The organism is Stutzerimonas stutzeri, assembly GCF_000935215.1.
GTDB lineage: Bacteria > Pseudomonadota > Gammaproteobacteria > Pseudomonadales > Pseudomonadaceae > Stutzerimonas.
The window spans coordinates 1-11,313 of the sequence record NZ_JXXD01000241.1; the positions used below are offsets into that span (position 1 = coordinate 1).

11 protein-coding genes and 1 riboswitch are annotated in these 11,313 nt (G+C 63.8%); of the genes, 4 read left to right on the forward strand and 7 right to left on the reverse strand.

Annotated features, from left to right (window positions below):
- The 3 genes from rhlE2 to ahcY form a co-directional block, all read right to left on the reverse strand.
- Window positions 1–1,526: RNA helicase RhlE2 (gene rhlE2 / locus LO50_RS20635; protein ID WP_044316208.1), on the reverse strand; the 1,526-nt coding region annotated here is incomplete at its 3' end.
- A gap of 233 nt (window positions 1,527–1,759) precedes the next feature.
- Window positions 1,760–2,611 carry a methylenetetrahydrofolate reductase [NAD(P)H] gene (gene metF, locus LO50_RS20640; RefSeq protein ID WP_014818765.1) on the reverse strand — a complete coding sequence of 284 codons (852 nt, stop codon included), beginning with the start codon at window positions 2,609–2,611 and terminating at the stop codon, window positions 1,760–1,762.
- A gap of 73 nt (window positions 2,612–2,684) precedes the next feature.
- Entirely contained in the window at window positions 2,685–4,091 is a 1,407-nt protein-coding gene (gene ahcY / locus LO50_RS20645) for an adenosylhomocysteinase (RefSeq protein WP_044316209.1), read from the reverse strand.
- Between the two features lie 24 nt (window positions 4,092–4,115).
- Window positions 4,116–4,199, reverse strand: a riboswitch (S-adenosyl-L-homocysteine riboswitch).
- Between the two features lie 167 nt (window positions 4,200–4,366).
- Here ahcY and LO50_RS20650 point away from each other — a divergent pair.
- Window positions 4,367–4,804 (forward strand): hypothetical protein, encoded by a 438-nt coding sequence (locus tag LO50_RS20650; RefSeq protein ID WP_044316210.1) that lies wholly within the window; start codon window positions 4,367–4,369, stop codon window positions 4,802–4,804.
- Between the two features lie 103 nt (window positions 4,805–4,907).
- Complete coding sequence (locus LO50_RS20655; protein WP_044316211.1) at window positions 4,908–5,354, forward strand: c-type cytochrome; 447 nt, start codon at window positions 4,908–4,910, stop codon at window positions 5,352–5,354.
- On the opposite strand, the gene LO50_RS20660 is transcribed toward LO50_RS20655, so the two are convergent.
- The 3 genes from LO50_RS20660 to LO50_RS20670 form a co-directional block, all read right to left on the reverse strand.
- Window positions 5,348–5,731: a DUF1090 domain-containing protein gene (locus LO50_RS20660; RefSeq protein WP_044316212.1), complete on the reverse strand. Its 384-nt coding sequence runs from the start codon at window positions 5,729–5,731 to the stop codon at window positions 5,348–5,350. The two genes, LO50_RS20655 and LO50_RS20660, sit on opposite strands and share 7 nt — an antisense overlap.
- Before the next feature lie 61 nt (window positions 5,732–5,792).
- Window positions 5,793–7,454: an NAD-dependent DNA ligase LigB gene (gene ligB, locus LO50_RS20665; protein WP_044316213.1), complete on the reverse strand. Its 1,662-nt coding sequence runs from the start codon at window positions 7,452–7,454 to the stop codon at window positions 5,793–5,795.
- An 89-nt stretch (window positions 7,455–7,543) separates the two neighbouring features.
- Window positions 7,544–8,875 (reverse strand): ferredoxin reductase family protein, encoded by a 1,332-nt coding sequence (locus tag LO50_RS20670; RefSeq protein ID WP_044316214.1) that lies wholly within the window; start codon window positions 8,873–8,875, stop codon window positions 7,544–7,546.
- A gap of 173 nt (window positions 8,876–9,048) precedes the next feature.
- Here LO50_RS20670 and LO50_RS20675 point away from each other — a divergent pair, with 173 nt between their 5' ends.
- A complete protein-coding gene (locus LO50_RS20675; RefSeq protein WP_044316215.1) occupies window positions 9,049–9,972 on the forward strand; it encodes an ABC transporter ATP-binding protein in 924 nt (307 codons plus the stop codon).
- Between the two features lie 12 nt (window positions 9,973–9,984).
- On the forward strand, window positions 9,985–10,746 hold the full coding sequence (locus tag LO50_RS20680; protein WP_014818773.1) for an ABC transporter permease: 762 nt from the start codon (window positions 9,985–9,987) through the stop codon (window positions 10,744–10,746).
- Window positions 10,747–10,800: 54 nt separating this feature from the next.
- On the opposite strand, the gene LO50_RS20685 is transcribed toward LO50_RS20680, so the two are convergent.
- On the reverse strand, window positions 10,801–11,133 hold the full coding sequence (locus tag LO50_RS20685; RefSeq protein WP_014818774.1) for a hypothetical protein: 333 nt from the start codon (window positions 11,131–11,133) through the stop codon (window positions 10,801–10,803).
- Window positions 11,134–11,313 lie beyond the last annotated feature (180 nt).

An 11,313-nucleotide genomic window follows, 5' to 3' on the forward strand; every position in this document is an offset into this window, starting at 1 on the left:
CGTGCGGCTCCGGCGGCACGTGGCGCGGCACCAGCCGGAGCCGGAGCCGGAGCACCAGGGCGCCGGCCGCGGTTCTGCTTGTTCTGATACGGGCTGACGTAGTCGACACGATTGCCGAAGTTGTCCACTTCGTCATCGAGAAACTCGTCCGGAGCACGGTTTGGCGGCAGCTGCGGAGGTCGAGCAGCGGTTTGCGCTTCACTGGCGGCTCCATCGCGAGCAGGCTTGCGCGCCTTGCTCTGGCTGCGGCGGTTGCGTTCCTTCTGCTCGGTGCCTTTCTCTGCCGGCTTTTCGCGCTCAGCGCGAGCCTTGCGTTCGCCACGCTGCGGACGCGGCTGGCGCGGTTCGCGCACCTCCGGCTTCTCCGCCTCGATGGCGCTGGCATCGAAGCCCATCAGATCGCCTTCAGGGATGCGCTGCTTGGTCAGGCGCTCGATGCCCTTGAGCAGTTTCTCCTCGTCCGGCGCGACCAGCGAGATGGCCTCGCCGCTGCGCCCGGCACGGCCGGTACGGCCGATGCGGTGGACGTAGTCTTCCTCGACGTTGGGCAGTTCGAAGTTCACCACATGCGGCAGCTGGTCGATGTCCAGGCCGCGGGCCGCGATGTCGGTCGCCACCAGGATGCGTACCTGGTTGGCCTTGAAGTCGGCCAGAGCCTTGGTGCGGGCGTTCTGGCTCTTGTTGCCGTGAATCGCGGCAGCCGGCAGGCCGTGCTTTTCCAGATACTCGGCCAGACGGTTGGCGCCGTGCTTGGTCCGGGTGAAGACCAACACCTGCTCCCAGGCACCCTGGGTGATCAGGTGCGCGAGCAGAGCGCGCTTGTGGCTGGCAGCCACGCGGAACATTCGCTGCTCGATACGCTCGACGGTAGTGTTCGGCGGCGTGACCTCGATGCGCTCGGGGTTGTGCAGCAGCTTGCCGGCGAGGTCGGTGATGTCCTTGGAGAAGGTCGCCGAGAACAGCAGGTTCTGGCGCTTGGCCGGCAGCTTGGCGAGGACCTTCTTGACGTCATGGATGAAGCCCATGTCGAGCATGCGGTCGGCTTCGTCGAGGACGAGAATTTCCACGTGCGACAGGTCGATGGCTTTCTGGTTGGCCAGGTCGAGCAGGCGACCTGGGCAGGCGACCAGCACGTCAAGACCCTTGGCAACCGCCTGGATCTGCGGGTTCATGCCGACGCCACCGAAGATGCAGGTGCTCTTCAGGGGGAGATCGCGGGCGTAGATCTTGAAACTGTCGTGAACCTGGGCGGCGAGCTCGCGGGTCGGTGTCAGCACCAGCACGCGCGGCTGTTTCGGGCCGTAGCGGTGTTCACGATCCGGGTGACCACCCGGAAACAGCAGTTCGAGTACCGGCAGGGCGAAACCGCCTGTCTTACCGGTTCCGGTCTGGGCGGCGACCATCAGGTCGCGGCCTTGCAACACGGCGGGAATGGCCCGCTGTTGCACGGGAGTAGGCTGGGTGTAACCGGCGGCCTCGACGGCACCGGCCAAAGCCTCGGAGAGACCGAGGGAAGCAAAGGACATGAGTAATCCTGTCTTGTTAGGGGCGAGGCCCTGGGATGATCATGCCTGGCTCGAATCGCGACTGGCGTGCGATCCCGTCCGGTCCTGCCGCGGGTCATATATGGCGGCATCCGGGCGTAAGCCTGGCGGAAGCGCGGAGTATAACAGAGCCTGTTAACGCCGCATTGCTCTGACAGTGTCGCAGGTCACGGGTTCATTAGCCAGCTCCGTATTTCTACGGAGCCGGTTGGTGCTCAGCGTGACAGCCCGAGGTTGTTCCAGATCGCCAGGCTCGGCTCGGCCTGGTTCAGCGTATAGAAGTGCAGGCCGGGCGCACCGCCGGCCAGCAGCTTCTCGCACATCTCGGTGATGACCTGCTCGCCGAAGGCCTGGATGCTCTGCATGTCGTCGCCATAGCTTTCGAGCTGCTTGCGCACCCAACGCGGAATCTCCGCACCGCAGGCATCTGAGAAGCGTGCCAGCTTGCTGTAGTTGGTGATCGGCATGATGCCGGGCACCACCGGGGTTTCCACTCCGAGTTTGCGCACGCGCTCGACGAAGTAGAAGTAGCAGTCGGCATTGAAGAAGTACTGGGTGATGGCACTGTCGGCGCCGGCCCTGGCCTTGCGCACGAAGTTGGTCAGGTCGTCTTCGAAGTTGCGCGCCTGCGGATGCATTTCCGGGTAGGCGGCAATCTCGATATGGAAGTGATCGCCGGTTTCGCTGCGGATGAACTCGACCAGTTCGTTGGCGTAGCGCAGCTCGCCGCTGGCCATGCCCATGCCGGAGGGCAGGTCGCCGCGAAGGGCGACGATGCGCTTGATACCGGCATCCTTGTAGAGGTTCAGCAGTTCGCGCAGCTCGGCCTTGCTGTCGCCGACGCAGGACAGGTGCGGTGCGGTCGGCACCTTCACCTCGCCGTCGAGCTGCAGCACGGTGTTGAGCGTGCGGTCACGGGTCGAGCCACCGGCACCGTAAGTGCAGGAGAAGAAATCGGGTTGGTAGCCGGCCAGCTGGCGGGCCACGTTCAGCAGTTTTTCGTGCCCGGCTTCGGTCTTGGTGGGAAAGAATTCGAAGCTGATGGATGGGCGGTTCAAAGCGGTCATTCGGTTATTCCTTGGGCTGCAGGCTGCTGGCGACGAATGCAGGGCACAGTTCGTCGCCAGCAGCATGACCTGCTTAGTAGCGGTAGCTGTCCGGCTTGAACGGGCCTTCGACGGTCACACCGATGTATTCCGCCTGCTTGGTGGTCAGCTGGGTGACCACGCCACCGAAGCCCTTGACCATTTCCAGCGCCACTTCCTCGTCGAGCTTCTTCGGCAGCACCATGACGGTGACGTTCTTGCTCTTCTCGGCCACTGGCAGATCGGCGAACTTCTCGTTGTAGAGATGGATCTGCGCCAGCACCTGGTTGGCAAACGAGCCGTCCATGATCCGGCTCGGGTGGCCGGTGGCGTTGCCCAGGTTCACCAGGCGGCCTTCGGCCAAGAGGATCAGGTAGTCGTCGTTGGTCGGGTCGACGGTCTTGCCGGTGCGGTGGATCTTGTGCACCTGCGGCTTGACCTCTTCCCAGCCCCAGTTGGCGCGCATGAAGGCGGTGTCGATCTCGTTGTCGAAGTGGCCGATGTTGCACACCACGGCGCGCTTCTTCAGTGCCTTGAGCATGCCGGCGTCGCAGACGTTGACGTTACCGGTGGTGGTGACGATCAGGTCGATCTTGCCCAGCAGGGCCGCGTCGACGCTGGCTTCGGTGCCGTCGTTGATGCCGTCCTTGTAGGGGGAGACCAGCTCGAAGCCATCCATGCAGGCCTGCATGGCGCAGATCGGATCGACCTCGGAGACCTTGACGATCATGCCTTCCTGACGCAGCGATTGTGCCGAGCCCTTGCCGACGTCGCCGTAACCGACGACCAGCGCCTGCTTGCCGGAGAGCAGGTGGTCGGTGGCGCGCTTGATGGCATCGTTGAGGCTGTGACGGCAGCCGTACTTGTTGTCGTTCTTGCTCTTGGTTACAGAGTCGTTGACGTTGATCGCCGGGATCTTCAGCGTGCCGCCCTTGAGCATGTCGAGCAGGCGATGCACGCCGGTGGTGGTTTCCTCGGTCACGCCGTGGACGCGCTCGAGCACCTGCGGATACTTGTCGTGCAGGATCTGGGTCAGGTCACCGCCGTCGTCCAGCACCATGTTGGCGTCCCACGGCTGACCGTCCTTGAGGATGGTCTGCTCGATGCACCACTCGTATTCTTCTTCGGTCTCGCCCTTCCAGGCGAACACCGGGATGCCGGCGGCGGCGATGGCGGCGGCGGCCTGGTCCTGGGTGGAGAAGATGTTGCAGGATGACCAGCGCACTTCGGCACCAAGGGCGATCAGCGTTTCGATCAGCACGGCGGTCTGGATGGTCATGTGGATGCAGCCGAGGATCTTCGCGCCCTTGAGCGGCTGCTCGGCGGCGTATTTCTTGCGAAGGCCCATCAGCGCGGGCATTTCGGATTCGGCGATGATGATTTCGCGGCGGCCCCAGGCAGCCAGGGAAATATCGGCGACCTTGAAGTCGGTAAAATCGGCAGGCGTCATGACAGCACTCATCGAAGAGTTCTCCATTCGTATAGATGCGAATGGGCGCCGTTGATGCGTTCTGGAAACGCCCCATCCGAGCCTGACAGGTTTCATCCTGCTGCAGCGCCCCTCGGACGGGTGGCGGGCACGGTCGAAGCGGAGTCGACCGGGGAAAAGCCCGGCGATTATAGCTGCGCCGCGCGGCAATCCCAACCCAGCGTGGCGCGAACTACCGTGCGCGTGAGGGGGTCGAAAACTACAGGTTCGGTGACCCTTGCCGGGCGAAACCGTTTCAGGAGACCGCCATGAACCCCATGCTTCGCTTAGCGCCCGTGTTGCTTGTCGGCGCCTTCAGCCTGCCTGCCGCCGCCAAATCCTGCTACGTGCACAGCGAAACCTCCGGCGCGGTTCCAGCGCCAGTGGTGACCGAGCAGTGTTTCGAATTCCACGGCGTGGACAAGGACGACGCCATCGACTGGGTTTGCCAGGACAATGAGGCCGTGAGAAATTCGCGCCGCGAGCTCCGCGACAGTTGTCCCGACGGCCATTTCGGTGTCTGCACCGCGCCGATGACGGCGGAGACGCTGGCTAACGAGCGTGCCACCGGCTCCCAGGCGAAGAACGGTACCTTGCCCAGCCAGGTGGGCGGCGATGCGACGATCGTCACCTATCACTATCACGCCACTGATCGGGCCCAGGCCAAGATCGATTGCGAAAGCGCTGGCGGCAGCTGGGCCCAATAGCCTGCCGAGCAATCTTTGCTGACGAAGTCAAAACCCGACTGATTTGTTCAACCGCGCATGGACGGGGATAATCCCGCGCTTTGCATCGACGAGTGGTTGAGCCATGAAGCTGAGTCTGCTGAGCTTGCCCCTGATTGCTGTCCTGGCGCTGACGGGCTGCGACCGGGTCGACCCCAATTCCCCATTGGGCAAGCGCAAGGCGATCTACCAGGCGATGCTCGATACCAAGGAAGACCTTGGCGGCATGCTGCGAGGGCGCATCCCGTTCAACGGCGAAGGCTTCAGTGCAGGTGCGGCCAAGCTGGACGAACTCTCGCGGCAGCCTTGGCAGCATTATCCCGATGTGAAGGAAGAGCAGAGCGATGCGCGTGACGACGTCTGGCAGCGTCAGGAGCGATTCAAGGAGATGGCCCGCGAACTGGAAGCGACCACGGCCGCGCTGGTGAGCGTGACGACCTCCGCCCCGGTTACTGCACAAAGCGTGGCGCCGGCGTTCCAGCGGGTCGAGGATGCCTGTGAAGCCTGCCACAAGGAGTTCCGCGCCTACTGACGGCGCAGCGATTCGAGCTTTTCCCGCGACTTGGCCAGCTGATTGCGGCGCAGCTCGATCAGCTGGGCATCACCGGTGCCCAGAGCCTCGCGTAGCAGCGTCTCGCGCCGCTCAACCTGGCGATTGGTGTGATCGTATTCGACTTGATGCGGGTGCAGGGCAATCACGCCCTGGCACTGCTCGGTCAGGCCCTGCAGTTCGCTGTCGAGTTGCGTCTGGCGCAGCTTGTCACCCTGCAGGCGCGCCTGCTGCAGCTGTTCGCGCAAGGCCTGGCGCTGGTCGTGGCACTGGCTATCGGCGTTGGGGGCCGCGCTAGCCAACGGGCTGATGGCGGTAGCGCCGATCAGCAGGGCAATCGGCCAATGTCGCAAAGACATGCCTCGCCTCCATAATTGTTATCCAGCACCTATCGACCGCGACATTCGGGGGAAAGTCCCTTCAGAACCCCGAAATACCGACAGCGCGCAGCCTGTGACGCAGCAGCTGCAGCTCCGGTGCATGAAAGAAGGTATGCAGCTGTTCCGCGCGTGCCTTGCCAACCCCCGGTTCCGCCTGCCATTGCGCCACGCTGCGTGCCGCCAGTACGTCCCAGTCGGGCTGCAGTGTGAGCGGCAGGTTGACCGGCATGCCGAGCGCCTTGAGCCATCGGCCCGCTGGCTTCTGTCGGGCGAGAGCGAAGCTCGCGACCAGCTTGCTGGCGCGCGCCTTGCCGATGCCAGGGACCTGTTGCAACGTCGCCGCGTCCAGCTCCAGCCAGGCGAGCAGATCGGGCAGCAGTCCGGCGTCCAGCAGGGCCTGCCAACTGCCTTGGCCTACCCCGGGAAGGCCAAGCCCCTGCTTGCCGCTCAGCCAGACCATACGGGCGATGAACTGCTGCTCACAGCCCGGTGCTGGCTGCCAGCAGCTGTGCGCGTGATACTGCGATGGGTCTGGTGCCGCGACCTCTGCCCGTTCGGTGCTGCGCCAGACCATCGAGTCCAGTTGCGGGATGCTATGCCCGGCGAGCGCAATTGCGACCTGGTCGCGGGGGCGCACATCCAGTTCGCGCCAGCGCTCCAGCGAGCCGAGGCTGAGCGTACGGATACGGCGATCATCGAGATGTACCGGTGCCAGCTGCAGCATGGGCGTGATGCGCCCGGTGCGACCGATGCGAAACTCCACGGCGCGGACCTCGGTCACCCCCTTGCGCAGCGGATGTTTCCAGGCCGCCGCCCAGTGCGGCTCTGCCTGCCAGCGCTCGGCAGGCGGGCGCGTGCCTTGCCGCAACACCACGCCGTCGGTGGCGAACGGCAGCGGTTGCCGATACCACTGTTCGCGCCAATGCTGCGCTTGCGCGGGACCCTGTAGCGGCAGACTGAACCGCTGACTGTCGCTGAACCCCATGGCGGCCAGCCGCTGCAGACGGAGGGTCATCTGCTCCGGCCCGTTCGGCCAGTCCCAGACGAAAAGGCCGATCTGCGCCGCCGTATCGGTGTCCAGCCGGTTGCTGGCCATGGCGCCGGCAACACGGCCGCGCGCGCCAGCGCTGCCACGCTCCGCCTGCACATGCTGCTCCAGACGCCAGTAGAGTTCGCCCTGCAGTATCACCTCGCCAGGCGCTGCAAGACGGGACGGAACCGCCGGCAGCTGCCGGGCGTGGGCTGTCCAGTCCTGTCCGCTGTGACCATCGCCGCGGCTGATGGCCTGCTGCAGCAGGCCGCCACGATAGACCAGGGTGATTGCCACGCCGTCCACCTTCGGTTGAATCCAAATATCTTCGCGACGCGCGATCCAGTCCGCGACCGCCTGCTCGTCGGCGAGCTTGGCCAGCCCGGTCTGCATTACCGGATGCCGTACCGGGCCGTCGGTCCCGGCCAATGGGTTCGGAGTCGCGAGGGTGCTCGGGAAACAACGCTGCCAGTCGTGCAGGCGCGCCCGGCTCTGGTCGTAGATCTCGTCATCCACCAGCGACAGGCCACGGCGGTGATAGGCCTCGTCCCAGTGTTGCAGCTGTCGTTGGAGGCTGGTGATTTCCTGTTGCGCTCGCGCATCGTTCCAGGGGCAGACGGCGAGGCAAAGCGGCGAGAAAAGGCACAATAACAGTGCGATCAGGCGTTGCATGGCGAGCATCCTTGCTCTGATGAGTTGGTCTGGCCTCCCTCGTTGAAGGCCAGCTCATTGTCGCCGGCTCGACGCGGCGCGACCGTGCGTCAGCGCATATTGAACAATTCCTGGTGGAAGTCTCTTGGTGGCAGGCCGTGGCGTTGCAAGTCCTTGTTCAGATCCTCGCCGAAGCCCGCCGGGCCGCAGAACCAGACGTCGCTGTCCTGCCATTGCGGCGCCAACTGGCGAAGGCGCTCGGGCGTCAGGCGCCCGCCCTCGCTGGCTACCAGTACGTGCAGGCGCACCCGGGCGCGTGCGGCCAGCTCGCGGATACGCTCGATGAAACTCTGGTCCGGCGCGCTGGTGCAGTAGAACAGATCGACGTTGTCGCCCTTGCCGCTCGCGGCGAGCGCCTGCAGGCGGCCAATGAAGGGCGCAATGCCGATGCCGCCGGCCACCCAGATCTGCCGAGGCTTGCGGCTATGGAAGTCGAAGCAGCCATAAGGCCCTTCGACCTTCACCGCATCGCCCACCTTCAGGGTGTCCGGCAGGGTGCGGGTGTAGTCACCAAGGCCCTTGATGGAGAAGGCCAGCTTGCCGTCGTTGCACCAGGCTGAGGACAGGCTGAAGGGGTGCGGCCCTTCCTTGTCGTCGAAGGTGACGAAGGCGAACTGCCCGGCCTTGTGCCCCGGCCAGGGACCGTCGAGCTTGATATCGACGCGCAGCACGCGGTTTTCGCGGTGATGGGTCAAGCTTTCTATGCGACCGACCACCTGATGCTTGCGCCCGATGCGGCGCAACAACGAAATGCAGGCCGCGACGGAACCCGAAGCCATCAGCACGGCGAGGACCAGGCCCAGCGTCGAGGTCCAGTAGTCGGGCGGGGTCAGCACCACCGAGTGCGCCACCAGAGCCAGATAGACCAGCGCCAGCCAGCGGTGCGTCTTGAAGAACCAGCGGTAGGGGAAGCTTTTGACCAGCGCCAGTACGATCAGAATCGCCGCCGCGTAGAAGGCCCATTCGCCGATCGTCTCGGCGAGGCCGCGAAAGCGCTGCAGCAGGGCAAAGACGCCCTCATGCATCTGGCCCTCACCGGCACGTCGCGCCGGCTTTTCTAGCCAGCCGAAGCCGACCAGCCATTTCGGTATCTGCCCCCAGCCCCAGTGGAAGATGGCGATCACCAGGGCGCTGATACCAAGCCACTTGTGCAGTCGATAGGTCTTGTCCAGGCCGTCGAAGAAGCGTTCGAAGCGCCGTGGCCGTGCCGCCAGCACCATCGCCACGCTCATCGCAACGATGCCGAGCACGCCGCTGTAGTGCACCAGTACCTTGCGCAGCGGCCAGAACTGGTAGCGAGCCATGATGAAGTCGTCCACCAGCAACCAGAGCAGCGTCAGTCCGACGAACAGCGCGACGTAGGTGAGTTTTATCTGTCTCATTTCGGGAAAGCCTCCTTGCTGGCGACCCGTGTGCCAGCGCTTCCAAGCATGTATGCAGTGCCGCGACGCCGCCATGATCACGGTCACTACGAATCGTGACTGGGAGGCGGCGGGCGCCCTGCGTTACGTTTTTCTCTACAATTCCGCCCCTGATTCCTCGAAGAGACGAGCCCGTGCAACCAGTGATCGCCATCGAGCAGCTCACCAAGACCTACGCTTCCGGCCACCCGGCGCTCAAGCGCATTGACCTCGAGATCCACAAGGGCGAGATATTCGCTCTGCTCGGACCCAACGGCGCCGGCAAGACCACGTTGATCAGCATCATTTGCGGCATCGTCAACCCCGGCGGCGGGCGAGTGCTGGTCGACGGCCACGACATCGTTCAGGACTACCGCGCCGCCCGCTCGAAGATCGGCCTGGTGCCGCAGGAGCTGTTCAACGAGGGCTTCGAAAGCGTCTGGGCGACGGTGCGTTTTTCGCGCGGCCTGTTTGGCAAGGCGCCGGACGATTCGTTCCTGGAGAATCTGTTGCGCGATTTGTCGCTGTGGGACAAGCGCAATGCCCGCATCCTCGAGCTTTCCGGCGGCATGAAGCGCCGCGTGATGATCGCCAAGGCGCTGTCCCACGAGCCGTCGATCCTGTTCCTCGACGAGCCCACCGCCGGCGTCGACGTCGAGCTGCGTCGTGACATGTGGGAAATGGTCCGCGGCCTGCGCGAGCGTGGCGTGACCATCATCCTCACTACCCACTACATCGAAGAAGCCGAGGAAATGGCCGACCGCATCGGGGTGATCAGCCGCGGCGAGATCATTCTGGTCGAGGACAAGGACGTGCTGATGCACAAGCTTGGCAAGAAGCAGCTGACCCTGCATCTGCAGCGACCGCTGGCCGAGATTCCCGCGGAACTGGCCAGCTATCCGCTGGAGCTCACCGATGCCGGCAACCAGCTGGTGTTCACCTTCGACGCCCAGCATGAGGACACTGGCATCGCCGAGCTGCTCCGGCGCCTGGCGGCCCACGGCATCGACTTCAAGGATCTGCAGTCGAGCCAGAGCTCGCTGGAAGAAATCTTCGTCAATCTGGTTCACGGTCGCTGAGGAAAAGCCCGCATGAATTTCTACGCGATCCGCGCGATCTACCTGTTCGAACTGGCGCGCACCTGGCGCACCCTGCTGCAGAGCATCGCTACCCCGGTGATCTCCACCTCGCTGTACTTCGTGGTCTTCGGCTCGGCCATCGGCGCGCGCATGGAGGCGATGCACGGCATCCCCTACGGCGCGTTCATCATCCCCGGCCTGATCATGATGGCGCTGCTCACCGAGAGCATCTCCAACGCCTCGTTCGGCATTTACATGCCGCGCTATTCCGGAACCATCTACGAGGTGCTGTCGGCGCCGGTGTCCTATGTCGAGATCGTCATCGGCTATGTCGGTGCGGCGGCGACCAAGTCGCTGGTGCTCGGCGTGATCATCCTTGTCACCGCACGGCTGTTCGTCGATTACGAAATCCAGCACCCGCTGATGATGGCGCTGTTCCTGGTGCTGACTGCGGTCACCTTCTGCCTGTTCGGCTTTATCATCGGCATCTGGGCCGATGGCTGGGAGAAGCTGCAGATCGTTCCGGCGCTGATCGTCACGCCGCTGGCCTTTCTCGGCGGCAGTTTCTATTCCATCGAGATGCTGCCGCCGCTGTGGCAGAAGGTCACCCTGTTCAATCCGGTGGTGTATCTGATCAGCGGTTTTCGCTGGAGCTTCTACGGCGTCTCGGACATCAGCGTCGGTGTCAGCCTGGCGATGATTCTTGGTTTCCTCGGCGCCTGTCTGCTGGCGGTGTGGTGGATATTCAAGACCGGCTATCGGTTGAAGAACTAGCCCGCAATGAAAACGCCCGCATCTGCGGGCGTTTTCATTAGCGCGTCGGGGGGCTTACTTGCCGAACATCTTGCCCAGACCGAGAACCGCATCCTTGGCTTGGGTGACAGCCTGGACCTTCTCATTCACTGCTCCAGCGTCGTCGCCAGCTGCGTTGGCTGCCAGGCCGTCGGCGTCCAACTGAGCGCAGCCGTCTTCGACCTGATTCAGCACATTGCTGAGTTTTTCGTTGCCTAGCATCTGGCCGAGCAGCTTGCCGGTTTCCAGATTGCCCTGCTGGGCGGCCAGCTGCGCTTGGCATTTGGCTTGCGCGTCAGTGGTGGCGGCCTGCAGCGAGGTGCTGGCGAGGATGACGGCGGCACAGCCGAGAATGAGGGAAATACGCATGGATACGCTCCTTGTAATGCCGATCACAACAGGTGATCGATCGAGTCCGTTCGAAAAGGGCGTTGATGATAGCTGTTGGCCTGCATAACGGAAAGGCTCTGGAATGGAGGTTTCGTGATGCACCGCTGGCAGCGGATGGTGTCTGTTGCGACTCTACCCCCCTCTTGAAAGCAAGAAGCC

Coding starts and splice junctions, on each gene's coding strand:
- LO50_RS20685 (WP_014818774.1), bottom strand. CDS start 11,133: ATGCGTATTTCCCTCATTCTCGGCTGTGCCGCCGTCATCCTCGCCAGC.
- LO50_RS20680 (WP_014818773.1), top strand. CDS start 9,985: ATGAATTTCTACGCGATCCGCGCGATCTACCTGTTCGAACTGGCGCGC.
- LO50_RS20660 (WP_044316212.1), bottom strand. CDS start 5,731: ATGTCTTTGCGACATTGGCCGATTGCCCTGCTGATCGGCGCTACCGCC.
- ahcY (WP_044316209.1), bottom strand. CDS start 4,091: ATGAGTGCTGTCATGACGCCTGCCGATTTTACCGACTTCAAGGTCGCC.
- metF (WP_014818765.1), bottom strand. CDS start 2,611: ATGACCGCTTTGAACCGCCCATCCATCAGCTTCGAATTCTTTCCCACC.
- LO50_RS20670 (WP_044316214.1), bottom strand. CDS start 8,875: ATGAGACAGATAAAACTCACCTACGTCGCGCTGTTCGTCGGACTGACG.
- ligB (WP_044316213.1), bottom strand. CDS start 7,454: ATGCAACGCCTGATCGCACTGTTATTGTGCCTTTTCTCGCCGCTTTGC.
- LO50_RS20655 (WP_044316211.1), top strand. CDS start 4,908: ATGAAGCTGAGTCTGCTGAGCTTGCCCCTGATTGCTGTCCTGGCGCTG.
- LO50_RS20650 (WP_044316210.1), top strand. CDS start 4,367: ATGAACCCCATGCTTCGCTTAGCGCCCGTGTTGCTTGTCGGCGCCTTC.